The 24,388-nt window shown below is 70.2% G+C and carries 21 protein-coding genes, 1 tRNA gene and 1 pseudogene; 7 read left to right on the top strand and 16 right to left on the bottom strand.

All coding sequences use genetic code 11. The features are described from left to right. Positions 1–33: 33 nt before the first annotated feature. Entirely contained in the window at positions 34–1,074 is a 1,041-nt protein-coding gene (locus OG698_RS42870) for a LacI family DNA-binding transcriptional regulator (protein ID WP_406109562.1), read from the top strand. Between the two features lie 48 nt (positions 1,075–1,122). Here OG698_RS42870 and OG698_RS42875 read toward each other — a convergent pair whose 3' ends face one another. The 7 genes from OG698_RS42875 to OG698_RS42905 all read right to left on the bottom strand — a co-directional run bounded on the left by OG698_RS42875 (position 1,123) and on the right by OG698_RS42905 (position 6,925). Beyond that, entirely contained in the window at positions 1,123–1,482 is a 360-nt protein-coding gene (locus OG698_RS42875) for a hypothetical protein (RefSeq protein ID WP_406109563.1), read from the bottom strand. A gap of 145 nt (positions 1,483–1,627) precedes the next feature. Then, positions 1,628–2,320: an alpha/beta hydrolase gene (locus OG698_RS42880; RefSeq protein ID WP_406109564.1), complete on the bottom strand. Its 693-nt coding sequence runs from the start codon at positions 2,318–2,320 to the stop codon at positions 1,628–1,630. Between the two features lie 105 nt (positions 2,321–2,425). After that, positions 2,426–2,782, bottom strand: a complete 357-nt coding sequence (locus tag OG698_RS42885) for a PRC-barrel domain-containing protein (protein ID WP_406109565.1) — start codon at positions 2,780–2,782, stop codon at positions 2,426–2,428. A gap of 16 nt (positions 2,783–2,798) precedes the next feature. Next, on the bottom strand, positions 2,799–3,692 hold the full coding sequence (locus OG698_RS42890) for an RNA polymerase sigma factor SigF (RefSeq protein WP_399980242.1): 894 nt from the start codon (positions 3,690–3,692) through the stop codon (positions 2,799–2,801). A 101-nt stretch (positions 3,693–3,793) separates the two neighbouring features. Next, a complete protein-coding gene (locus tag OG698_RS42895; protein ID WP_406109566.1) occupies positions 3,794–4,420 on the bottom strand; it encodes a pyridoxamine 5'-phosphate oxidase family protein in 627 nt (208 codons plus the stop codon). A 132-nt stretch (positions 4,421–4,552) separates the two neighbouring features. After that, entirely contained in the window at positions 4,553–5,323 is a 771-nt protein-coding gene (locus OG698_RS42900; RefSeq protein ID WP_406109567.1) for an SDR family NAD(P)-dependent oxidoreductase, read from the bottom strand. 153 nt (positions 5,324–5,476) lie between these two features. Next, the gene (locus OG698_RS42905) at positions 5,477–6,925 is read right to left on the bottom strand and encodes an MFS transporter (RefSeq protein ID WP_406109568.1); all 1,449 of its coding nucleotides are present in this window, start codon (positions 6,923–6,925) and stop codon (positions 5,477–5,479) included. A 200-nt stretch (positions 6,926–7,125) separates the two neighbouring features. Between OG698_RS42905 and OG698_RS42910 the strand changes: the two genes are divergently transcribed. Together OG698_RS42910 and OG698_RS42915 are read left to right on the top strand one after the other, a co-directional pair. Further along, positions 7,126–7,581, top strand: coding sequence for a MarR family winged helix-turn-helix transcriptional regulator (locus tag OG698_RS42910; protein ID WP_383090076.1), 456 nt, complete (start codon positions 7,126–7,128; stop codon positions 7,579–7,581). Positions 7,582–7,722: 141 nt separating this feature from the next. Further along, positions 7,723–8,112: a hypothetical protein gene (locus OG698_RS42915; RefSeq protein WP_406109569.1), complete on the top strand. Its 390-nt coding sequence runs from the start codon at positions 7,723–7,725 to the stop codon at positions 8,110–8,112. A gap of 48 nt (positions 8,113–8,160) precedes the next feature. Here the strand turns inward: OG698_RS42915 and OG698_RS42920 are convergent, their stop codons facing one another. Then, positions 8,161–9,021 (bottom strand): alpha/beta fold hydrolase, encoded by an 861-nt coding sequence (locus OG698_RS42920; protein ID WP_406109570.1) that lies wholly within the window; start codon positions 9,019–9,021, stop codon positions 8,161–8,163. 301 nt (positions 9,022–9,322) lie between these two features. On the opposite strand from OG698_RS42920, the gene OG698_RS42925 reads away from it, so the two are divergent. Further along, positions 9,323–10,687, top strand: coding sequence for an FAD-dependent oxidoreductase (locus OG698_RS42925; RefSeq protein WP_406109571.1), 1,365 nt, complete (start codon positions 9,323–9,325; stop codon positions 10,685–10,687). Between the two features lie 83 nt (positions 10,688–10,770). Then, a tRNA-Met gene (locus tag OG698_RS42930) sits at positions 10,771–10,844 on the top strand. Between the two features lie 81 nt (positions 10,845–10,925). Here the strand turns inward: OG698_RS42930 and OG698_RS42935 are convergent. The 4 genes and pseudogenes from OG698_RS42935 to OG698_RS42950 form a co-directional block, all read right to left on the bottom strand. Then, positions 10,926–11,387, bottom strand: a complete 462-nt coding sequence (locus OG698_RS42935; RefSeq protein WP_406109572.1) for a hypothetical protein — start codon at positions 11,385–11,387, stop codon at positions 10,926–10,928. A gap of 128 nt (positions 11,388–11,515) precedes the next feature. After that, entirely contained in the window at positions 11,516–13,513 is a 1,998-nt protein-coding gene (locus OG698_RS42940; protein ID WP_406111603.1) for an APC family permease, read from the bottom strand. Between the two features lie 123 nt (positions 13,514–13,636). Continuing rightward, positions 13,637–13,933, bottom strand: a pseudogene (locus OG698_RS42945) (response regulator transcription factor); the annotation flags it as partial. Between the two features lie 25 nt (positions 13,934–13,958). Continuing rightward, positions 13,959–15,200 carry an MFS transporter gene (locus tag OG698_RS42950; RefSeq protein WP_406109573.1) on the bottom strand — a complete coding sequence of 414 codons (1,242 nt, stop codon included), beginning with the start codon at positions 15,198–15,200 and terminating at the stop codon, positions 13,959–13,961. Between the two features lie 99 nt (positions 15,201–15,299). Here OG698_RS42950 and OG698_RS42955 point away from each other — a divergent pair, with 99 nt between their 5' ends. Together OG698_RS42955 and OG698_RS42960 are read left to right on the top strand one after the other, a co-directional pair. After that, positions 15,300–16,385, top strand: coding sequence for a DUF5937 family protein (locus OG698_RS42955; protein ID WP_406109574.1), 1,086 nt, complete (start codon positions 15,300–15,302; stop codon positions 16,383–16,385). Positions 16,386–16,468: 83 nt separating this feature from the next. After that, a complete protein-coding gene (locus tag OG698_RS42960; protein ID WP_406109575.1) occupies positions 16,469–16,750 on the top strand; it encodes a hypothetical protein in 282 nt (93 codons plus the stop codon). Between the two features lie 24 nt (positions 16,751–16,774). Here the strand turns inward: OG698_RS42960 and OG698_RS42965 are convergent, their stop codons facing one another. From OG698_RS42965 to OG698_RS42980, 4 genes are all read right to left on the bottom strand, one after another. Then, positions 16,775–18,799 carry an ATP-binding protein gene (locus tag OG698_RS42965; RefSeq protein WP_406109576.1) on the bottom strand — a complete coding sequence of 675 codons (2,025 nt, stop codon included), beginning with the start codon at positions 18,797–18,799 and terminating at the stop codon, positions 16,775–16,777. A 194-nt stretch (positions 18,800–18,993) separates the two neighbouring features. Further along, positions 18,994–21,006 (bottom strand): phosphocholine-specific phospholipase C, encoded by a 2,013-nt coding sequence (locus OG698_RS42970; protein WP_406109577.1) that lies wholly within the window; start codon positions 21,004–21,006, stop codon positions 18,994–18,996. Between the two features lie 138 nt (positions 21,007–21,144). Next, entirely contained in the window at positions 21,145–23,199 is a 2,055-nt protein-coding gene (locus OG698_RS42975) for an acetate--CoA ligase family protein (protein ID WP_406109578.1), read from the bottom strand. Next, positions 23,196–24,362 (bottom strand): acyl-CoA dehydrogenase family protein, encoded by a 1,167-nt coding sequence (locus OG698_RS42980; protein ID WP_406109579.1) that lies wholly within the window; start codon positions 24,360–24,362, stop codon positions 23,196–23,198. The genes OG698_RS42975 and OG698_RS42980 overlap by 4 nt, the downstream gene beginning before the upstream one ends. Positions 24,363–24,388: the final 26 nt, after the last annotated feature.

Below are 24,388 nucleotides of genomic sequence, written 5' to 3' on the forward strand. Positions count from 1 at the left end.
TCCCGTCCCCTGGCGGGAAGTTAGGGTGCCGACATGAACAGACAGGCGCCGACGCTCGAGGACGTCGCACGTGAGGCGGGTGTCTCGCGCGCGACGGTCTCCCGCGTCATCAACGGCGTACGCAACGTCGATCCGGGCATCCAGGACCAGGTGCGACAGGCGATCGACCGGACGGGATACGCGCCCAACCGGGCCGCGCGCTCCCTCGTGACCCGGCGGGCCGAGACGATCGCACTGGTGGTCTCCGGCGCGGGGGACGAGGCCGACAGCGAGCAGAACGCCTTCGCGGCAAGGGTGTTCGCGGATCCGTTCTTCGGACGTATCGTCAGCGGAGTCGTCGGCTTCCTGCGGCCGCGCTCGATGCACCCTGTCCTGATGTTCGCCGAGTCGGACACCGCCAGGAAACAGGTCACCGCCTATCTGCGGCAGGGCAGCGCGGACGGTGCGCTCGTGGTGTCCACCCACGCCGAGGACCCGCTGCCGGAGCTCCTCGCTGCCGAGCGGCTGCCCGCCGTATTCTTCGCCCGCCCGGCCCTCACGGCCCCGGTCAGCTATGTCGATCTCGCCCATCGGGACGGCGGCCGGCTCGCCGCCGAACACCTGCTGGCGCGGGGGCGCCGCCGGGTGGCGACCGTGTCGGGGCCGCTGGACGTACCGGCGGGCCAGGAGCGGCTGGCGGGGTTCCGCGACGGGATGGAGCGCGGCGGCGTCCCCCATGTGCCGATCGCGGAAGGCGGTTTCACTCTCGACAGCGGGGCGGCCGCGATGGAGAGGCTGCTCGGTCAACACCCGGATGTCGACGGTGTGTTCGCGGCGAACGACCTGATGGCCCAAGGTGTCTGCCAGGTCCTGCGGGAACAGGGGAGGCGTGTGCCCGAGGACGTCGCCGTCGTCGGCTTCGACGACTCGAGCGTGGCCGTCACCTGCAAGCCGCAACTGACCACTGTTCGCCAGCCGGTGGAGGAAATGGCGAGTGCGATGGCCCGCCTCCTCCAGGAGCACATCGAGGGCACACGGACCGAGCCCACGTCACTGATCTTCGAGCCCGAACTGGTGCTCAGGCAGTCGGCGTAGACCAGCGGGGGGAGAGGGGACAGGGCCCCCTCTCCCCCGTACGACCGGTCAGAACTGCGGCGGGGTGAGGAACACCGAGCGCAGCTTGAGGTAGTCGGTGGCCGGCCGGCCGTGCGGACGCAGCGTCCAGGAGTCCCCTTCGCAGTCGGGCCCGGTGAAGACCAGGGCGAACTCGTCCGTGTCGTTGTGCGGAGCGAACGCCGGCTCGGACGAGCTCGGGTCCGCGACCTCGGGGAGGGTGACGCACTGGCGGCTCGGCAGGTCGTGGAGGGTGACCGACTGCGTCTGGCCGTCGAGCCCGACGATCTTGTAGGAGAAGTCGCCGGTGGCGGCCTGGGCGGAGGCCGGCAGGGTCAGCGCGAGAGCGAACGCGGCGAGGGAAGCGGCAACGGTGGAGCGACGGCGCATGGACAGCCTCATCATTCGGTGCTCGGGGACGGTCCATGGCAGCTTCGCCCATGGGCCCGCCCGTCACGCCGTCGACAGAAGCCGAAAGGATTCACTGTCGCCCGTTCGGCGGAACGTGCTCTTCCGGGCCTACGGTTCAGCGCGCTTACGGCGTACGGCCGTTGAGGGCGAGGCGGTCGGCGACGTCGGTCGGGAGCGGCGCGAACCCCAGCAGACCGCTCACGATCCGGCCGGTCTGCCGGTGCCAGGAACCGGCCCGCCGGAGCATCGCGTGATCGCCGCCCGGCATCAGCAGCGTGCAGGCCTCCGCGCCCGCGGCCGAGGCCCGGTCGGCGTAGTCGACGGAGGCCGCGGGGTCCGTCGTGCGGTCCCGGTCGCCGTGGAGCAGCACCACGCGCCGGCCGCGGAGCTGCGTCACCGGCTCACCCTCGGGACACCACGGAGCGAGTCCCACCACGTCTTGGACGAGCCGATGCCCTGCAGCGCGCAACGCGGCACGTCCGCCCATGGAATGACCGACCAGCACCGTCGGCACGTCCCCGGCGCGTACGGCCAGTTCGTCCAGCGCCCGCAGCGCGTCCCGGAGCGGGTCCTCGCGGTCACCGTTCCAGCCGCGGCAGCGATAGCGGACGCTCCCCACCAAGAGCCTCTGGCCCTCGCATGCCCGCTCGACGGCACCGGCGAACGGGCGCATGCGCGCACCCGCGAGACTCAACCTCGACACCGCTTCCGTGCCCTCCGAGCGGCCACCGTGCAAGAGGAGTACCGCGGCCTGCGGCGGTTCGACGGCAAGAGGCGCCACGAGTGCCGATCGCGGATCGTCGTCCCATACGAGCACGCTGTCTCCCCTTCGTCGTGCCCCGGCCATGCGGCCCGGCGCTGCGAGGCCATCATGACGAATCCGTGGCCGTGGGCCGAACGGATGGGTGTGAGGCGGCGCGCGTCAGCGGCGGGCGAGCTGCCGCTCCCCTTTCGTCCCGGGCTCGTACGGCAGGCCGTAGTGCCGGAACAGGGGTTCCTCGTCCTCGGCGGGCAGCACGTCGTCCGTGCCGATCGACGGGGACTCCTTCACCAGCGCCTTCGCGTGGTCGACCTTGACATAGGCCGGCCCGACGACCGCGCCGTCCAGCGGAACGAAGACGAGCCTGTGCCGCGTGGGGAGGCCGATCAGGACCGTGGCCATGGCCGGTTCGTCCGTCCTCGTGTTCACGTAGACGGCCTCGAGCGTGCCGATCTTGCGGCCGTCCTGGTCGACGACGTCGTAGGAGCGCCACTCACGGACATCCGCGGCCTGAATCATGGTGAGCCCCTCCGCGTCAGGCGAACATGCCTGTTCTGAGCTTGGTGAGGGTGCGGGTCAGGAGCCGGGAGACGTGCATCTGGGACACGCCGATCTCGGCGCCGATCTCCGACTGGGTCATCTCCTGGCCGAACCGCATCTCGAGGATGCGGCGCTCACGGCCGTCGAGTTGTTCCAGGAGCGGCGCCAGCGTGTGGAGGTCCTCGACCGTCTCCATGGCCGGATCCGGCTCGCCGAGCACGTCGGCGAACGTCCTCGAGGCGTCGGTCGGGCGCTCGCCGGGATCGCTCGGCATGTCGATGGACCCCGCGGTGTACCCGTTCGAGGCGACCATGCCCTCGATGACCTCGTCCTCGCTGAGCTCCAGGTGCTCGGCGAGCTCCTTGGGCGTCGGCTCATGGTCCAGGACGGTGGACAGCTCGTCCTTGCCCTTGGCCAGGTCGACGCGCAACTCCTGGAGGCGGCGCGGCACATGGACGGCCCAGCTGGTGTCACGGAAGAAGCGCTTGATCTCGCCGACGATGTAGGGGACGGCGAAGGAGGTGAACTGGACCTCGCGCGACAGGTCGAACCGGTCGATCGCCTTGATCAGGCCGATGGTCCCGACCTGCACGATGTCCTCCATCTCGCCACTGCCACGGTGGCGGAAGCGGGACGCCGCGAACTGGACCAGGGACAGGTTCATCTCGATGAGCGTGTTACGGGCGTACTGGTAGTCCGCAGTCCCCTCTTCGAGTACCTGGAGCTGCTCGAAGAACACCATGGAGAGATCACGCGCGTCCTTGGGCGCGACCTTGCCGGCGTCTTCGACCCACGGAAGCTCACCCGGGCCGACGGTCGCGTCGGCGTCGTGCGTCGTCGTGGCCTGCGCTCGCGCATCTTCATGAGCGTGCACCGAAGTTGCCGTCATGTCCCTGCCTTTCGTGTCGGCCCCGTCCAGAGCGTGTGCCCCAGTCCGCTCAGGTCATGCCTCTCGCCGCGGGAAGCGGCGTGGACCTGCCGGGACTTGGCCTATCCCTGTCCCAGGCAGGCGTGGGTCATCTCCTCGGTGAAGTAGTCGCCGTCCTTGGGTCGCCCCGGGGCCCTTCGATTCGGCTGGTGCGCGGGTTCCAGGTGGGGAATGTGCTTGGAGCAGTGGACGTAGGCCTCCTGGACGGTGATGTATATCCACATCTCGGCCTGCCGCCCCGGGGCCGAATCCCTCGGCAGCGTGGGGCAGATGGCCCGTAGCTCACGATCGCCCATCAGTTGGGCCGATCCGTTCACATGCAGCCCTATGTGGTCATGGGTGAAGTCGATGAAGAGCAGGCCCATATGGGGGTTCTCGGTGATGTTGCCCGCGCTGGCCATGACTCCGTTGCCCCGGTACTCCGGGTAGGCCAGGTGGAGGTCGTCCAGAACGGCGACGAACCCTGGTGGGCCTGCCCGGAAGCTGGCATCACAGTGGCCACGTGCGTCCGCCGTGGACAGGAACACCATGGTCTGCCGGGCGATGAACTCATTCATGGCCGGTGTCAGACGCGGCCGGACCTGACGGTCGTAGAAGTCATCGGCGCGCTCGCTCGTACCCATGTGGGCCTGCAGGGCGCGTTCACCCTGGGAAGGCGCGGGGCGGGGGGTGCTGGGGCGGAGGTGCATGCAGTGATCACGTCGCAATCGCCGGGGGTGGGCAACGAGCGAGCGTGGCGCCCACTCGAACTGTGGGGCCACGCTAGGCCATTGACGTTTCCCGGACGCGACGGTTCCGCCAGGAACAGGCGTCGGCCGGGGCTATGCGGCGATCACGGCGGCGCCGGCCCGGCCTCCGTCGACGTCCACGACCGTGCCGTGGACGAACGCCGACTCGTCCGAGGCCAGCCAGACCGCGGCGTGCGCGATGGCATCGGGCGTTCCGACGGCGCCGAACGGCGTGCCCTTCATCATGATTTCGCCCGGATGCGGCTCGCTGCCCTCGGCTGCTCGGGGGACGATCACGCCGGGCGAGATCGCGTTCACCCGCACCCCCTGCGGACCGAACTCCGCCGCCCACGCGCGCGTGAGTGTCTCCACGGCTCCCTTGGTGGAGCTGTACAGCGACCCCACGGGAATTCCCAGGCGCGCGATCCACGAGCCGAGATTGATGATGACTCCGCCACCGTCGCGCGCCATGTCGGGGGCGACTGTCGCGGTCAGGAAGAACGGCGCCTTCACGTTCACCGCGTAGACGTGGTCGAAGGTCTTCTCGTCCGTCGTGGTGGTGGTCCCGGGCGGGTAGATGCCCGCGTTGTTGACCAGGATGTCGAGGCGCCCGCCCAGCACCGCACGGGCCTGCTCGGCGAGGCGGCGGGAGGCATCCGCGCTGCCGTCGAGGTCGGCCTCGACGAAGTCGGCCCGCCCGCCGGCCGCACGGATGTCCTCGACCACGTGCCGGCCGCGCTCCCGATTGCGCCCCGATACGACGACGTGGGCCCCCTCGGTGGCGAACGCCTCGGCGATCGCCTTTCCGATGTTGCTGGTTGACCCAGTGACGAGTGCGGTCTTGTCCTGCAGTCGTCCACTCATGGCCGGTTCTCCTCAGTCTCGGTACTCCCGCTCACCGAGCCGGTCGGGAACGCCGCCCCAACCCGGCCCGGCGGTCCGTTGATCCGGACCGCAAGACCGACTGTGCGCCGATGAAATTGGACCTGCAAGTCCAGTTTTCGCAGGGGGCCCCGCCTACGCCTTGACCTCCGCAGGGGCGGCAGCCGGTTCGGTGCCCGCTTCGACGGGCGTGGCGCGTACGGCCGGGATGACCGCCGCGATCAGCGCGGCCACGAGGGCGACGCCTCCACCGACCATCAGCGCCGTACGGAAACCGGCCTCGGAGCTGAAGCTGTAGCCGCCCATGGTGGTCGTCATCTGGGAAAGGATCACGCCGATCACCGCGGCGCCGACCGAGGTGCCGAGGGAGCGCATGAGCGTGTTGAAACCGTTGGCGGCAGCCGTCTCCGCGAGCGGCACCGAGCTCATGATGAGCGCGGGCATGGAACCGTAGGCGAGACCGACGCCGCTGTTGATGACCATGCACACCACCATGAGCCCCAGGCCGGACCCCATCAGCACGAGCGACAGACCGTATCCGGCAGCGATCACCAGGACACCGCAGATGAGCGTGAACTTCGGGCCGCGGGCATCGGTGAGCTTCCCGCCGAGCGGGGAGACGATCATCATCATGATGCCGCCGGGCGCCATCCACAGGCCCGCCGCGAGCATCGACTGCCCCAGGCCGTAGCCGGTCGCCTCGGGGAACTGCAGCAGCTGCGGGATCACGAGCATGCTCGCGTACATACCGAAGCCGACGAAGACCGAGGCGACGTTCGTGAACAGCACGCGAGGCCGGGCGGTGGTGCGCAGGTCGATCAGCGGGTCCCGGGTGCGCGTCTCCCACCAGCCCCAGCCCAGTAGTACGAGGACGGCCGCGGCGAAGAGTACGAGCGTCGTCGCCGAGCCCCAGCCCCACTCCGCGCCCTTGGACACCGCGAGGAGGAGGCAGACCAGGCCGACGCCGAGGCCGAGCGCGCCGGGTGCGTCGAAGCGCTGACCCTTGGCGCTCGCCGGGACGTCGGGGATGAGGAACCAGATCAGCGCGGCGATCAGTACGGCAAGCACGGCCGAACCCCAGAACAGGACACGCCAGTCGGCGTACTGGGCCACCGCGGCGGCGATGGGCAGGCCGAGGCCGCCGCCGATGCCCATGGACGCGCTGACCAGGGCGATCGAGGAGCTGAGGTTCTCCTTCGTCACCACGTCCCGCAGGAGGGCGATGCCCAACGGCACCATCCCCATCCCCATGCCCTGCAGGCCGCGGCCGACGATCATCGGCACTACGGACGACGACAGCGCACACACCACGGAACCCGCCATGAGCGGGACCGAGCACACGAGCAGCATGCGGCGCTTGCCGACCAGGTCGCCGAGACGGCCGGTGACCGGCACGCATACGGCTCCCACCAGCAGCGTCACGGTGATGACCCAGGCGGCGTTCGACGAGGTGGTGTGAAGGATCTTGGGCAGCTCCGCGATGAGCGGCGTGACCAGGGTCTGCATGATCGCGGCGGTGGTGCCGGCGAAAGCCAGAGTGGCGACCACGCCGCCGGCGCGGGCCGTCGGCTGGGGGGCGTCCATCAGGGGACTCCTTGTGTGTCTGCAGGATTCGGGAATCTGCGGGGCTTCGACCGGGACACCGGCCGATGTGCATCGTACACATCCAATGTATGGCGCACATTGTGTGGTGACTACATTTGGCTGTGCGACGATTGGCGCGGGGGTGTGCACGGACGCGCGGTGCGACGCCGCGGGGAACGACAGCAGGAGGCGGCAGACGCATGGCCAGGCCCACGTACGAGCTCGAGTACGAGCAGATGCTGCTCAGCCGGCACGGACTCGTGCACCACAAAGGCGGGCGCCCCGAGAACGGCACCCTTGAGCGCAGCGCCTACATCCTGCTGAGCCGCATTCGCGTGCAGGGGCCCATGTCCATCGGTGAGCTCAGCGACGCCTTCGGGCTCGACGCCTCCACCCTGAACCGGCAGACCGCCGCCGCGATGCGCGCCGGGCTGGTGGAGCGCATCCCTGATCCCGACGGCGGCATGGCCCGCAAGTTCCGCATCACGGACAAGGGTGCGGCCGTCCTCGACGAGGAGCGCGATCACATCGTGGGCAGCCTGGACCGCGTCATGAACGACTGGGCGGACGAGGACATCGCGGCCTTCACCGCCTACCTGAGGCGCTTCAACATGGACATCGAGCGACTGGGCGGCCGGCCGTGGCCTCGGCCGTGAGATGTGCGCCGGCGAGCCGGAGAAGCCGAGCCGGCGCGCGTGAGGCCGAGCAGGTGAGCTCGAGCCACTGAGTTCGGGCTCCCTGAGGAAGTGGGGCGTCGGGGGCGTCCCGGGGGACGTCTGCCGTTAGAATCCGCTCTCATGTCGAACCCTGACGAACTGCTCGTCGACATCGCCGTCATGGTGGAGTCCGGGCAGAGCAATCAGATGTCCCTGACTGTGGTCACCAGCGGCGCTGTGATCACCGGACGCCTCGCCCCCGAGGCCGTGTGGAGGCAACGCGTCTCGGAGGTCCTGACGGACTCGGACCACCTCGGCTCCTTCTCGGAGATCTTCACCGCCGACGGGAAGCCCGATGAGCGCAAGCGGGGCGAGACCGATGGCGGCCCCGCGCCCACTCATCTGCACTTCCATGTGGCCCGGATCCTCCAGGGCAGCGTCGGCATCCCCGAGACGGGTGGCATGTACCGCGTCGCGATCCAGGACGTGAGCGCCTGGACGGTGGGCGACTTCAGCTACTCCGACAACTGACGTTCATGTGCTCGCGGCGCCGAGAAAGCCTCGCACGCACCTTTCCACCTACCCCAAGAAGCCCGCCGTGGCCGTCACGAACCGGTCCGCGTCGTCGAGCCACGGATAGTGTCCGGCTCCGGGTTGGACGACGAGCTCGGCGTGCGGGAACAGCTTGGCGAATTCGCCCATGGTGCGCGGAGGCGCCCCGAGGTCGACCTCGCCGGCGAGCAAGAGCGCTGGGGACGTGAACCGCGCCAGGGCGGCGCGGGTCGCATCCGGGTCGAATGCGCCGGGCGCGCCGTAGGCGGCCACGACCTCCATGTTCATCCGCTCGTCCCCGGCGGACTGATGGGTCTGCGCCGTCTCGTCCCAACGGCCGTACGAGAAGGGGGCGATGGCCTTCCAGTGCTCGTCGGTCGCGTTGCCGGTGGCGACCCTCTTCAAGGCCTGGAACGCCGACGGGAACCACGGTTCGCCACGGCGCAGTTGCGCGGTCTCGGTCCGCAGGTCGCCCGTGATCGTGAGGTCCACCGCCCGGACACTCGGCGTGATCAACGCGAGCTTGCCGACCCGCTCCGGATGGCGCCCCGCGTACAGGACGGCAAGATTCGCGCCACCGCAGTGCGCGAGTACGTCCATCCGCTCCAGGCCGAGATGCTCGCGCAGGGCCTCGACGTCGTCGACGAGCCGGTCGCAGCGGCCCGACGTCGGGTCCTCCGGCGCGGCCGACAGGCCTGTGCCCCGCAGGTCGAGCCTGATCAACTGCCGGTGCGCGCTCAGGCCCCCGAGATCGCCGAGGTATTCGGAGTCCGTCGGCCCACCCGGCAGGCAGATCAAGGGAGTTCCGTCACCGAGAGCGCGGTACGCGAGCCGGGTGCCGTCGTGCGCGGAGAAGGTGGTGACGTCGTCGAGGTGGGGGAGTCGCATAGGTTCATAACCTTTCGGGATGCCTGCGGGCACTCCCGGAGCCACCTGTGTCAGGTGAACCGCATCACCGTGCGGGAGGAGAGCACCCAGCCTGAAACAGCGTTGACGGGACTCACCTCCTCGGTAGAAAACGTGCGTGCGACGCTATCAGTGGGCAGCTGCCTGCGGCGACCCATAAGGACCACCCGCAGAGACCCATAAGGCAGCCTTATGGGTCCATAGGTCCAACCCGACTACTAACTAAGGTTTGCCTTAGTTTAGGCTTCCCGTTGAGTGCCCATGCCACGAAGGGAACCTGATCATGCCTCGCCCTCTGCGGGTAGCCGTTGTGGGAGCCGGTCCTGCCGGTATCTACGCCGCTGACGCGCTGCTGAAATCCGCGGTGGCCGAAGACCCCGGTGTGTCCATCGACCTCTTCGAGCGGATGCCTGCGCCGTTCGGTCTGATCCGGTACGGCGTCGCACCGGACCACCCGCGGATCAAGGGCATCATCACGGCCCTGCACCAGGTCCTCGACAAGCCGCAGATCCGCCTGTTCGGCAACGTGGACTACCCGGGCGACATCAGCCTGGACGACCTGCGCTCGTTCTACGACGCGGTGATCTTCTCCACGGGCGCGACGGCCGACCGCGCGCTCGACATACCGGGCATCGACCTCGACGGCTCGTACGGCGCGGCCGACTTCGTCTCCTGGTACGACGGTCACCCGGACGTGCCGCGGACCTGGCCCCTCGAGGCGGAGAAGGTCGCGGTCCTGGGTGTCGGCAACGTCGCGCTCGACGTGGCCCGCATCCTGGCCAAGACGGCGGACGAGCTGCTGCCGACCGAGATTCCGCAGAACGTCTACGACGGCCTCAGGGCGAACAAGGCCCTGGAGGTCCACGTCTTCGGCCGCCGTGGTCCGGCGCAGGCGAAGTTCAGCCCGATGGAGCTGCGGGAGCTCGACCACTCCCCGAACATCGAGGTCATCGTCGACCCCGAGGACATCGACTACGACGACGGCTCGATCGCGACCCGGCGCGGCAACAAGCAGGCCGACATGGTCGCCAAGACGCTCGAGAACTGGGCCATCCGCGACGTCGGCACCCGGCCGCACAAGTTGTTCCTGCACTTCTTCGAGTCCCCGACCGAGATCCTCGGCGAGAACGGCGAAGTCACTGGCCTGCGCACCGAGCGGACCGCTCTCGACGGCACCGGCAACGTCAAGGGAACCGGCGAGTTCAAGGACTGGGACGTCAGGTCCGTCTACCGCGCGGTGGGCTACCTGTCCGACGAACTCCCCAAGCTGCCCTGGGACTTGGCCTCGGGCACCGTTCCGGACAAGGGCGGCCGGGTGATCGAGGAGTCCGGCGAGCACCTTCAGTCGACGTACGTCACGGGCTGGATCCGGCGCGGTCCCGTGGGCCTGATCGGCCACACCAAGGGCGACGCCAACGAGACGGTCGCCAGCCTCCTGGACGACCGCGAGAACGGCCGTCTGAGCACTCCCTCATCGCCCGACCCGGCGGCGGTGGACGCGTTCCTCGACGAGCGGAACGTGCGCTACACGACGTGGGACGGGTGGTACCGCCTTGACGCCGCGGAGAAGGCGCTGGGCGAGCCGGAAGGCCGTGAGCGCGTGAAGATCGTCGAGCGTGAGGACATGCTCAAGGCGAGCGGCGCGTAGCCCCTGGCGGTAGCGGTGCCTGCCGTCCTGGCAGGTGGTGGTCGGGAGTAGCTGCTCCCATGGCGTAGGGTGGTGTCTACCGACGCGGGGTGGAGCAGCTCGGTAGCTCGCTGGGCTCATAACCCAGAGGTCGCAGGTTCAAATCCTGTCCCCGCTACTGCCGACCAGGGCCCGGATCCAATGGATCCGGGCCCTGGTTCGTATCTGCGGCCCCCTGTGGCGCCACGGCGAGCGGGGGTCAGGGGTTCGAGGGCGCCGCCGCCGGGACGCGTTCGCCGATGATGCGGCTCGCCAGGTCGGCGGCCAGTTCGGGGACGGTGAGGAGCAGTTCGGCCTCCGCCGCGATGCGTTCGGCCTCGATACGGGCCTGGCCGTCGGCAAGTATCGCCTCGCGTTCGCGCATTCCGTCCTCGCGGGCGGCGGCGATCAGCGCCGCACCCTCCTCGCGCGCCGCCTGCGTGACCCTGGCGGCCTCGCGACGGGCCTCGGCGAGCAGGGCCTGCGCGCCGGCGTGCTCGGCGGAGGCTTCCGCATGGATCGCCTCGGCGCGTTCCAGGGCGCCTTCCGTACGGTCGGCGCGCTCGGCCAGCACCTGGTTGATGCGGGGCAGGAAGCGCTTGAACCAGAGGAAGACGATGGCGAAGAGGACGAGGGCCACTGCTAGGACTTCGATTTTTGCGTTGAGTGGTCCAAATTTCATCGGCAGGAGGTACATGTCCCCTGCTTACCTGCTCATGCGTGCCGGCCCAACGCTCATTTGCGTCAGATTTGGCGGGATGCCGTCACTGGGACACCGTGCGACACCGGATCGATGGCGTACCCGGTGCGTCAGCCGTGCCCGGTGCCGCGCGAACGGCCCGCTCCGGCCCGCGGACGCTGTGGTTCGCCCCGGCGCACGGAACCGGGCGCGCGACGGGCAGGGTGGTTGGCGTGTGCGGACGAGGTGAGCTGCCAGGGGACGCTCGTCACCATCACTCCGGGCGTGAACAGAAGGCGGCTTTTGAGCCAGAGCGCGGACTGATTGTGGAGCAGGTTCTCCCACCAGTGGCCGACCACGTACTCGGGGATGAAGACGGCGACGATGTCGCGGGGGCTGTCCCGGCGGATGGCCCGCACGTACTCGACGACGGGTCGCGTCACCTCGCGGTACGGGGAGTCGATGACCTTCAGCGGTACGTCGATGTCGTACTCGTCCCAGCTCTCGCGCAGGGCGGCGACTTCGTCGCGGTCGACCGACACGGTCAACGCCTCCAGCTGGTCGGGGTGGGAGGCTCGGGCGTAGGCCAGGGCGCGCATCGTGGGCTTGTGCAGCCTGGAGACCAGGACGATCGCCAACACCCTTGAGGGGGAGGTGAGTTCGGCGTGCGGATCCTCGACGGCCAGCTCGGCGGCCGTCGCGTCGTAGTGGCGGCGGATGCCGCGCATCATCAGCCACAGCACCGTAGCGGCGAGAACGGCCAGCCAGGCGCCCTCGGTGAACTTCGTGGCGAGCACGATCACCAGGACCAGGCCGGTGACGCACGCGCCGAGGGCGTTGATGGCCCGGGTCGAGTGGTGGCGGCGGCGCACCACGGGGTCGTGCTCGGTGGCCAGCTCCTGGTTCCAGTGCCGGACCATGCCCAGCTGGGAAAGGGTGAACGAGGTGAACACACCCAGGATGTAGAGGTGGATGAGGCTGGTGACGTTGGCCTTGAAGCCCCAGAGCAGCGCTGCGGCGACGACGGCCAGCGCGAGAATGCCGTTGGAGAAGGCCAGCCGGTCACCCCGGTTGTGCAACTGGTGCGGCAGGAAACGGTCCTTGGCGAGGATCGAGGCCAGCATCGGGAAGCCGTTGAACGCGGTGTTCGCGGCCAGGATCAGGACGAGAGCGGTGGCGGCCTGGATGAAGAAGAAGCCGACGCTGTGCTCACCGCCGAACACCGCTGCCGCCACCTGCGCGATGACCGTGCGCTGCGTGTAGCTCCCGCAGTCCCCGTCGAGTCCCGTCAGCCGGCACGCGTCGTCCGTGACGTGCACCTTGGAGATCAGCGCGAGCGTCGTGACACCGACGAACATGGCGATGGCGATGCCCCCCATGGCCACCAACGTGACGGCGGCGTTCTTCGACTTGGGTTTGCGGAAGGCCGGTACGCCGTTGGAGATCGCCTCCACACCGGTCAGCGCCGTACACCCCGAGGAGAAGGCGCGCAGGACGAGCATCACCAGGGTCAGGCCCGCGAGATGCGCGTCGGACTTCTGGGGAGCGATGCCGTACGCGGCGGTCTCGGCGACCGGCGCGTCCCCCAGGGCGTACCGGATCAGCCCGGTGATCACCATGATCAGTACGCCGCCGACGAAGAGGTACGTGGGTGCGGCGAAGGCGTGGCCGGACTCGCGGACGCCGCGCAGATTCATCGCGGCGAGAAGGGCGACGAAGCCGACGGCCAGCAGGACGCGGTAGTCGTTCAGCGCCGGGAGCGCCGAGATGATGTTGTCCACGCCGGAGGCGACGGACACCGCCACCGTCATCACGTAGTCGACCAGCAGCGAGGCGGCGACCACAAGGCCGGCCGACGGGCCTAGGTTGGTGGACGCGACCTCGTAGGAGCCGCCGCCGCTCGGATACGCGTACACGACCTGGCGGTACGAGAGCACGACCACCGTCATCAGTGCCACCACCGCCCCGGCGATCCACGGCGTGAAGTGCAGATAGGCGAGTCCGCCCAGGGTGAGGACGAGCAGGATCTCCTGGGTCGCGTACGCCACCGACGAGAGCGGGTCGGAGGCGAAGATCGGCAGGGCGAGGCGCTTGGGGAGCAGAGTCCCGCCCAGCTCCTCGCTGCGCATGGCGCGGCCGATCACCAGGCGTTTGACCAGAGCGGGCACGTTGAACACTGCGTGAGCGTATGGCGGACCGTGTCACCGTTCGAGCCTGCGGACGTGTCGGCGGGTCGGGGTACACAAATGGTCCTACGGCCTGGGGGAGACCGGCCCGGTCTCGTTGGCGAGGACGACGGTCTGGGCCCGGTCGCGCAGCGTCAGCTTGGCGAAGATCCGGGCCACGTGGGTCTTCACCGTCGCCTCGCCGAGCGTCAGCACTTCGCGTTCGCGTGGCGTGAGGACGGCAAGGTCGCGGTGGACGGCTGGAGTTGAGGGAGCTGAGGCGGGGCCGGCGGTGCCGGAGGCGAAGCGTTCCACGAGGCGGCGGGTGATCGAGGGGGTGAGCTGCGCGTCACCGGTGTCGACCGGGCGTACGGCCGTGGCGAGCCGTCCCCCGAGGCGATCGCCGAGCTCACGAGCCTGCTCGCGCCCGGCGGCAGCAACCGCTGAGCCGCGTTCCTTGATCCTTCTCGGTGGCGACGGCGGAGGCGGAGAGGAGCGTCGCAGCGGCGAGGCTGCCCCAGAGGGCGGCCGAGCCGCGGGAGGCGAGAGCGGTGATGACCGCCGGGGAGACGGCGAGGCCGAAGCCCGTGGAGAGCTGGAAGCGGGCGAGGGCGCGTCCCAGGACAGGGGCCGGGGCGAGGGCGGTGACGAGCGCGGTGGCGCTGCCGGCATAGATGATCTCGCCGATGGTGCAGACCACGGACACCGAGGCGACGGCCGGGGCAATCCAGCCGTGTCCCAGTGAGGTGGCCGCGAGGAAGCCGAGGTAGGACGCGGCGAGTACCACGCCGGCAAGAGCCAGCACGGTCCGCCGGGAGAAGCGGGACAGCAGGACGGTGACGGGAACCTGCAGGGTGACCACCAGCACCGTGTTCGCCACGAAGATGGCTCCCGACCACACCTGGGATGCGTGCAACTGTGTCACCAGGACCAGGGGGAGCGCGATTTCGGGGACGTTGAGGCAGAAGACGTAGACCACGTTGGCGGCCAGCAGCGCGCGCATCCGAGGTGCGGGCCCGTGGGCCCTGTCCTTGACCGAAGCAGCGGCCGGATGCGTGTGCAGGTGGACCGACCAGGCCAAGGCTGCCGCAGTGAGATAGGCGAGCCCGGTGACGGCTGCCAGCGCCTGCAGTGCGGTGGTGCCGCCCGTCAGGCATGCGGTGGCGAGGAGGGCTCCCGCGCCCAGGCCGGCGTTGCGCAGGGCGCGGCCTGCCGCGAGAGCGGCGTCGCGTTCGCGGCCGTGGGCGACCGTGGCCACGAGGGCAGCATGGGCGGCCGGCCATGCCTGGTTGCCGATGCCGAGGAAGAGTGCCGCCGTCGTGAACAGCCCGGTGTGCCCTGCCGGGGAGGTCAGCAGCAGCGCCACGCCCAGCACCCGTACCAGCATCGACGCCGCCACGACCGTGCTGCGTGCGCCCCGGTCCAGCCAGCGGCCGACCGCGGGCATGCATACCAGGCCCATGACGATGCCGACCGTCATGGCGATGCCGGTGGCCGGCGGGGACAGCCTCAGCACGTTCACCCCGTAGAGCAGCAGAAAGGGCCGCAGCAGGCCGGTGCCGAGCGCGTCCACGGCCAGGGCGACGGCATAGCGGGGGCCTCCGGAGGCACGGACGAGGGCGCGCGGCTGGAGCTTGGTGGTGGTTGCCATGGCGTCAACGGTGCGTTCGGCCGCCGGGCCGGCCATGTCGGTTGACGGACACCGTCAATCGACGCGTTCGTCGGCCGTCCGACCGGCGATGATGAGGGGATGACGTTGAGGATCGACATCGGCGGCCTGCCGTCCGGGCGGCTGCGGTTCGCTGCCTCCCCGCTGGCCGAGCTGACCGCGATGCTGCACGTGCTGGCCGAACCCGCGCATCACCCGCAGCTCGCCGGCTGGGCCGGGGACGTCTGGGCCGGGCTGCGGCCGGAGCTGGCCGAGCGGCTCAGGGAGGCGGAGTTCCTCTGGCGTTCCTCACGAGCCGACTTCCTGGTCCCCGCTCGTCCCCGGCAGACCCTCGCCGAGGAGTTGGACGATGTGGACCGGATCGACGATGAGACCTATGTGACCGCCGCGCTCATCACCACGTGCGGCAGCAACCGGGTCCACTTCGCCGCGCCGTCGCCGCTCGCCGACGCGACGGCGCGCGAGCGGGCCCTGGACCTGGCCCAGGCCCGCGGCGCGCTCCAAGAGGCCTTCGCGGAACGGCTGCTCGCGGACCCGGCCGCCGTGCGGGCGCGGGTGCGTCACACCCTCGAACAGTGCGCCGAAGCCTTCTTCGACGCGGCCTGGACGGGCGTCGCCGTGCAGCTCGCCACCGACCTGCGCCTGAAGAACGACCTGCTGAAGCGCCAGGGCATCGGGGCGGCACTCGCGTCGGTCTCCGGCGCCGTCACCCTGGCGTCGGACGGCAACTGCATCATCGTGGACAAGCTGCAGGACAATGCGACGGCCGCCCACGGTACCGGGGTCACCTTTCTCCCCAGCGTCTTCGGCCGTCCACACCTGGTGGTGGTCCACGCGCCCGGGTGGCAGCCGGTGGTGCAGTACCCCGTGGCCGAGCCGAGTCCGGCGGAGCCGGTATCGCTGGAAACGGTCACGCTACGGCTGGAGGCACTCGCGCATCCGGTACGGCTGCGGCTGCTGCGCACCCTGGCCCGCGGCCCGCACACCAACGGCGAGCTGGCCCACGCCTGGGAACTTTCACCCCCGGAGGTTTCCCGTCACCTCGCTGTCCTGCGCCGCGCGGGCCTGCTCACGACCCGGCGACAGGGTCGTTACGTCCGTTACACCCTCAATCTGCCCGATCTGACGGCGCTGGGCGCCGACCTGCTGGCGGCCGTACTGCGCTGAGTAGCTTCGGTCTGCCAGAACGAGGGCGACCGCCGCCTTCGCAACATCGTCCGACTCGGCCGGCCGCCGAGCCTGCGCCGGGCGTGGCCGCGCTGATCCCCGCCCTGCGGGCACACCGGCTCTCCGCGGCACAGGCCATCACCGCGGGTAGTGCGCCGCGGGCCGGACGCGGGCTGCGCGTCCAGCGCCGCCTCGGCGCAACCCGGTGCCACGCGCCGTCAGCCTCGACCTCGGCCAGCCGGTGTGCCCGCAGGGGCCGCTCCCTGCTGACCATGGCGGCCGTCGTTCTCGCCGTCCTCGGCGCGCTGATCCCCCCGAGGTCGGCAGCGCGCCTGACCATCGCCAAGGTGCTGCACAACGAGTAGTCCGCCATGGGCGGCAAGGCGCTGTCAGGGGCCGGCGTGCCCCTGGAGCGCGTGGGCGAGGCCGTGCTCGGCGTCGTCGGTCAGGGCGCGGTGGTACGCGGTGTCGTACGCGGTGTCGCCGGCCGCCTTGCGGGCCTGTTGCTCCCACTGGTCGCGGATCTCGGACAGCTCCGGGGTGCCGCGATTCGGGTGGCCGAGCATGCGCCAGTAGGCGTGGCCCGTGCCGGAGGTGCGGGCGGCTTCGACTCCGTTGCCCTGGGCCGCGTTCGCCCCGGTGAGCAGGTCGAGGCCGAGGGCGATCCCGAGGTTGTCGTTGAGGTTGTGCTTGCTGGTGAGCATGGCTCGGGCGTGGACCTCGGCCTCGTGCGGGCGGCCCTGGAGGAGGTTGATGAAGGCGAGTTGGTGGTCCGCGTAGGACCGCGCCCAGTGTTCGCCGTACTCGTGGCTGAGCCGGCGCAGGCTGGTGGCCTTCTCGTGCGCCTCGTCGAGCCGGCCGAGCGCGGAGAGGGCGAAGGCCCTGATCACCAGGCAGCAGAGCTGCGGGGCGCCGGTCGGCGGGGTGTCGGCGCAGGTGTTCAGGGCGTGCTCACTCACGTCGTACGCGTCCTGCGGGTGCCCCGTCATGAGATGCGTGAGGCCGAGGGTGTGGGCGGCGAAGAGTACGGACTCAGGTGTGTCGTCCTGCTGCGCGGCGAGGGCGCACTGCTCGCCGATCCGCAGGGCGGTCTGGTGGTCGCCCTGCAGGGTGAGGGTGATGCCGAGCGCCCACAGGGCGCGGGTGCGGGACGGACCCCGGGGCGTGTCCAGCCTCAAGGCGCGTTCCAGATAGTCACGCGACTCGTGCAGGTGTCCGCAGCAGGGCCAGAACAGGCCCGTGCGCCCCGCCATTTCGACGGCCGTGTCGGCGTTCGCGGTGAAGAGGTGGTCGAGTGCGGCGCGGACGTCGGCGTGACTGTCGGAGATCCGGGTGTACCAGGCCACCTGCCGGTCGCTGAGCCAGCCGGCCTCGGCCTGCTCGACGATCCCGGCGAAATGAGCGGCGTGGCGCTCGGCCAGGGTGCGCTGCTCGCCGAGTTCGTCGAGCCACAGGGCGCCGTACTCGCGCACCGTGTCGAGCATCCGGAAGCGGGTGCCGTCCCGTTGCAGGACCGACTGGTCGGCGAGACGTTCAAGGATCGTGGGGATCTCGTCCGTGTCGAGGGGGCCGCCGGCGCAGACGGACCGGGCGTCCGCCTCGTCGACGGGGCCGTGGAAGACGGAGAGCCTGGCCCACACGAGGCGTTCGAGAGGGGCGCACAGCTCGTGGCTCCAGCCGATCGCGGTGCGCAGGGCGCGGTGGCGCTTGGGCCAGATCGTGTCGTCGACGAGGGTGTCCAGGCGTGAGGTCAGCCGCTCGGCAATCTCGTCGAGGCTGTTCTCGCGCAGCCGTGCGCAGGCCAGCTCGACGGCCAGGGGGATGCCTTCGAGGCGGCGGCAGATACGGGAGATCGTCTCGGCGGCGCCGGGGGAGTCGAGCGGGACGCCGGGCGCGGCCGTGGCGCACCGCTCGCGGAACAGGCGCTCCGCCTCGTCGCAGCCGCCCTCGTCGTCGCCCGTGGAGAGGGGGGCCACCTCGATGCAGTGCTCTTCCGGGACGTCGAGAGGCTGTCTGCTCGTGGCGAGGACGGTCAGGTTCGGGGCGGCGGTGAGGAGTTCGGTCACCAACTCCCAGCAGGCGTCGAGGACGCGCTCGCAGCAGTCGAGGACGAGGAGGACGCGCCGCCCGGCCAGCCATTCGCTCAGCGCGTCGATGGGTTCGCGCGGATTGTGGTCCAGGAGACCGACGGCGTCGCAGACCGTGGCGGTGAACAGACGGTCGTCGTAGAGATGGGAGAGGTCGGCCCACCAGGCCCCGTCCGCGTACGCGCCCCGTACCTCCTCGGCGGCGCCCAGCGCGAGGCGGCTCTTTCCGACACCGCCGCTGCCGGTGAGGGTGACCAGCCGGTTTTCTTTCAACGCCCGTCCGACAGCGGCCAGTTCGCTGTCGCGGCCGACGAAACTGGTCGTCATGACGGGAAGGTTGCCTACCACGGGCCTATCCTGCCGTGCGGCTGCTCCAGGCCGTACCCCCTCGCGAGAAACGGTCAAGAACGATCAGTTTCAGTCGCTGACCGGTCGGCCGGAGCCCGGGCCGGGCCCCGGGCCTGTGACGGGGCCGGGCAGGGCGCTCCAGGCCGACCGGTCGCCGCGGGCGCGGCCGGGAATCAGCCGCTGACGGACGCCGAGCCGGTCTCGATGTGGCCTGTGTAGCGGCGGGACCACGTCGTGTCCGTGCTGGACGTGATCGTGAAGTCGTACCAGCCCTTCTGGTTCGCCACGGCGTTGAAGAAGTCCTCCGTCGAGCCGCCGGCGGGGACCGTGTAGTTCCACGGGCCGTCCGAGCGGTAGTTGTTCGACGTGATGGTGAACTGGGCCGATGCGGAGCTCGAGTTGGTCAGCTTGAACCAGATGGCCATCTTGCCGGTGCCGGACTCGACGGCGTACCGGGCGGCGACCTCGATCGCCTTGCCCGCCTTCGTGGCGTCGCCCTTGAAGCGGCGCAGGAAGCGGTTCGGTCCGGCCATCGTGATGTCGTACGCGCCCGACCCGGAGCCCGCGCCGATGTTGAAGAAGTCCGTGGCCGTGCCGCCCGCGTCGACCGTGTACTGCCACGGCGTCGTGTCGCGGTAGGCGTTCGGGTGGATGGAGAGGTGGGCGGCGCTGCGTGCCGGGGAGCCCTGGTTGGCCATGGAGAACCAGGCGAGGATCTTGCCGCTGGCGCCGAACTCGAAGTGGTCGAGGTTTCCGTTCGGCTGGTAGGGCAGGGCGCGCGCGGGGCGGGTGCCGGCCTCCTGCGTGGGCAGGGCGTTCGTCTGCGGCGCGGGGTTGGGCAGCGGGCCACAGGTGTCGTACCCGATGACCTTGGTGGCGGGCAGGCCGGACGGCATGCCGTACACGGGCCTGGCGAAGTCGAACGCGCCGGTCAGGTCGCCGGTTACCTTGCGGCGCCACGCGCTGATGTTGGGACAGGTGGCCGGAGTGCCGAGGGCGGTCGTCCAGGTCTCCAGGAACCGCAGCACGGACGTGTGGTCGAAGACCTCCGACGAGACCCAACCGCCCCTGGTCCAGGGAGACATGATGACCATCGGGACGCGGAAGCCGAGGCCGAAGGGGGTTCCGTCGAGGAACTCGCCGGCCGTGCCGGCGGGGGGTGACGGCGGGGGTACGTGGTCGAAGAAGCCGTCGTTCTCGTCGTAGTTGAGGAAGAGGACGGTCGAGTCGAAGACCTCGGGGGAGGCCGCCAGGGCGCGGTGGACGAGGTCCACGAAGTGGGCTCCGTCGCCGGGCGGGGCATACGGGTGCTCGGAGAACGCCTGGTTGGCGACGACCCAGGAGACCTGGGGAAGCCGGCCGGCCAGCGCGTCCGCCTTGATCGCGGCGGCGATGTCGTCGGGCGTGGAACCGGTCACCGCGGGGACGGAGCCCATGCCGCGGTCGTGCAGCGGGTCGCCGGGCTCGGCGGCGGCGAACTTCGAGAAGTACGCGAGACCGTTGTCACCGTAGTTGTCATTGGCATTCTGGTAGACCTTCCAGCTCACGCCGGCCCGCTGGAGGGCCTCGGCGTACGTCTCCCAGGTCAGCCCCGACTCGTCGCCGCCGTCGTGGCTGGAGTCGTCGACCTTGCCGCTCCACAGATAGGTGCGGTTGGGTCCGGTGGCGCTGAGAGTGGAGCTGAAGTAGGCGTCACAGATGGTGTAGTTGTCGGCCAGCGCGTAGTGGAACGGTATGTCGTCGCGGTCCAGGTAGCCGAGGCTGCGGACGTTGCCGACACCGGCGACCCAGTGGTCGAGCCGACCCTTGTTCCACGCGGAGTGCTGGGAGGACCAGCTGTGCGGCAGGTCGCCGTTGCACTGGGCGAGCGTCTCGCCGTCCACGCCGCCCGCGGCCGGGGTGGCGCTGAGTTTCCACGGGTACTGGCGGCCCAGCCCGCTCGGCTGGTTGAACACGGGCTGCCCGCCGGAGAGCGTGATGCCGCTGCGGTCGCCGAACCCGCGGACGCCGTTGAGGCGGCCGAAGTAGTGGTCGAAGCTGCGGTTCTCCTGCATGAGGATCACCACGTGCTTGACGTCCTTGACGGTGCCCGTGGCGGCTGCGCCCGCCCTGGTGGCGGGCAGCGCGGCGCCGGCCGCGATCCCGGCGCCCAGCGCGACAAAACCCCTGCGGCTGATCGGTGTCATCGGTTCACCCTTGTCTCACGCTTACGTCCTGACACAACGGGCGCAAGAGTGCCGACATTTAATGGTCTGGGGCTAGACCTCTACATGGTCGAGTTTGTGAACACCGGGTTCCGGCCGGTGGTCGCCGGCCGGACGCGGTCATGGACTGGAAGGGCTGTCGGGGGCCGGTGCCGCTATGACCAGGGCGTCGACCGCGAGGGCTCCTTCCGGTGAGACACGGACCGGGTTGAGCTCGATCTCGCCGATGTCGCCACGGTCGGCGATCAGCTCGGAGACAGCGACGACGACCGCCGCCAGCGCGTCGACATCGACCGGCCGTTTGCCGCGCCAGCCGGACAGGAGTGGCCATGACCGGAGCCGGCGGATCATCTCGCGCGCGGTGTCCTGGGAGCAGGGGGCCAGCTCAAGGGCGAGATCCTGGGTGAGCTCGGCCTGCACTCCGCCGGCGCCGACCATGACGACCGGCCCGAACGACAGGTCACGCCGCGCGGCGACGATCACCTCGACCACATCGGTGCGCCGGTCCATCTCCTCGACCACGTACCCGTGAGACCCCAGCCGCGCCACCATGTCGCCGTACGCGGCCCCGAGCGCGGCGGCATCGTGCAGTCCGGTCGCGACACCGCCGTGCTCGGTCTTGTGCTCCAGCCAGTCGGCTTTGAGTACGACCGGTGCCGAGAGGGGGCGCATCGCGGCGCGGGGATCCGCCGTTCCCGGCACGATCCCGACCGCGGGCGGGAACGGGACGCCGGCATCGGCCAGAAGCCGCCGAGCTGCCATGTACCCGGATCCCAGTGGCACTTGATGCTCCCGCCCGGGTGCACGAAGCTCGCGCGGACGGGGCGCCCGAGTGAAGCGGTGCGCTGTCGCCACCGACCTCAACGCCGCCTCGATGTCGGCGAAGGTCGGCACCCCGGCCGCGTGCAACTCCCGTACGGTCTCAGTGTGTTCGGCCATTGAGTGGACCACGACCGGTATCGCCCGCTCGGCGGCCAGTGAGCCGATGGCCCGCGCGACCTCCGACTCGGCCGCCTGATGTCCGGGGATGTCGCGGCCGTAGCTGCCGAAGTAACCGCTGAGGACCACGGCGTCGGTGACCGAGGTGTCGGCGAGCACCGCCGGAGTCGACGCGTACGTGGAGATGTCCTCCTCGCCCGCACCGGCGAGGTCGACAGGGTTCGCGAGCGCGGCGTGCGGCGGCAGCCGGGCCGCCAGGCGCTCCTGGACCTCCGGGGGGAACCCGACGACGGTCAGGCCGAGCCGGGACGCGGTGTCCGCGGCGACGGCCCCTTGCCCGCCACTGTCGGCCACGATCGCGACCCGGCGCCCTCGTACAGGCGCAGACCGGAGCAACAGCTGGGCTGTGTCGACGAGTTGGACCGGTGACTCGACGCGTACCGCACCGACCGTCCGGCAGGCGGCATCCACGACATCGATGCCCGATGTCATGGAGCCGGTGTGCGAACGGGCCGCCTGCCGTGCGGCCTTGCTGGCACCGACCGTCAGCAGGAGCACCGGCCTGCCCGCCTCGCGCAGGCGCTCCAGAGCGTCCAGAAGCCGCTCGCCGTCGCCGAAACTCTCCAGATAGACGGCGACGACGCGGGTGGCTTCGTGGTGGGCCAGGTCGGTGAGCAGTTCGGCGGCGCACACGTCGAGCTGGCTGCCGACGGAGACGAACCTGGAGACACCGATGCCGGCGCTCGCGGCCATCCCCGCGATCTCCAGGCCCAGCTGTCCGCTCTGCGAGACGATCGCGAGGCTGCCGGGCGTGAACCGCCCCCAGGCCAGCTCCAGTTCGCCCGACGCGTCGTAGAGACCGAGGCAGTTCGGACCGAGCAGCCGGGTCGTGCTCGCCGCTATCACGTCACCGATCGCGGCCTCGTCCTCGACGCCCGCTGTGATCGCTAGCAGACCGGGCACGCCGAGAGCGACGGCATCTCGGACTCCGGAGGCGAGGGCGGAGGCGGGGACGGCGAAGGCGACCAGATCGGGGACCTCGGGCAGCGCGTCGAGGCTCGGGTGGCTGAGGCGGCCGAGGACCTCGCCGCCGCGCGTGTTGACCAGGTGCACGCGGCGCCGGTGCGCGCCCGCGACGGCGCCGCGTGCGAGCCAGTGGCCCCACTTGGCCGGGTTGTCGGTGGCGCCGACGACGGCGACCGACTCCGGGGCGCGGAAGACGTCGAGAGTGGTCATGACTTCGCGAGCGCCCTGGAGATGACCAGCCGCTGGATGTCGGAGGTGCCTTCCTCGATCTCTTCAAGTTTCGCGTCGCGCATCCACTTCTCGGCCAGGAACTCCTGCGAGTAGCCCCAGCCGCCCAGCGTCTGCACGGCGGCCCACGTGTTGAACATGGCGTTCTCCGAGCCGGTCAGCTTCGCCATCGCCGACTCCGCGGTGACCTTCTCGCCCTGGTCGAAGAGGCGAGCCGCGCGCATCGTCACCAGGTGGGCGGTGTCGGCGCGGGTCGCCATGTCGGCGAGCCGGAACGCGACCGCCTGGTGCTCGATGATGGGCACGCCGAACTGCACGCGCTCCTGGGCGTACTCCACGGCCAGATCCAGCGCGGCCCGGCAGAGGCCCGCGCAGGACGCGCCGATCAGGATGCGTGAGGCGTCGAAGGTGCGCATCAGGCCCAGGAAGCCCTGTCCCTCGGCGCCGAGCCGGTCGGCCGCGGGGACCCGTACGTTGTCGAGGAACACCTCGGCGTTGACGATGGCGCGCTGCCCCATCTTGCGCATCGGCTTGCCCACGGTCAGTCCGGGCGCGTCCCGGTCGATGACGAACGCGGTCACGCCGCGCGCTCGGAGCGACGGGTCGACCGTGGCGAACACGACGAACCGCTGTGCGTAAGGGGCGTTGGAGATCCAGGCCTTCTGGCCGCTGAGCACATAGTGATCTCCGTCGCGCACGGCGCGCGTGCGGATGCCGGCGGCGTCCGAACCGTGGTCGGGTTCGGTGACGGCGAGGGCGGTCAACGGGGGTGTGCCGGTGGTGAGCGGCCGCAGCCACCGCTCCTTCTGTGCCTGCGTGCCGAGTTCGAGAATGGGATCGGCGAAGAAGCCGCTGGAGGTCAGCAGATTGCCGATGGCGATGTCGCCGTGGCACAGCTCCTGCTGTACGAGCACCTGCGTGACCATGTCGGTCACTCCGCCGCCGCCGAACTCCGCCGGGATCATGAAAGCGGCCAGGCCTGTCCTTGCGGCCTTGTCCCACAGGTCCAGCGGTGACTCGGTCCGGGCGTCGTCGACAGCTCGGGCGCGGGGGCGGATCTGGGCGGCGGCGAAGTCGCGGGCGAGCCGGATGAAGTCGTGCTGCTCGGCGGAGAGGCCGAGCGCGTCGCGTACGGGGTAGGGCATGGCGAGCTCCGTGGTGGGAGGGTTGC

This window comes from Streptomyces sp. NBC_01003, from assembly GCF_045162695.1.
Classification (GTDB): domain Bacteria; phylum Actinomycetota; class Actinomycetes; order Streptomycetales; family Streptomycetaceae; genus Streptomyces.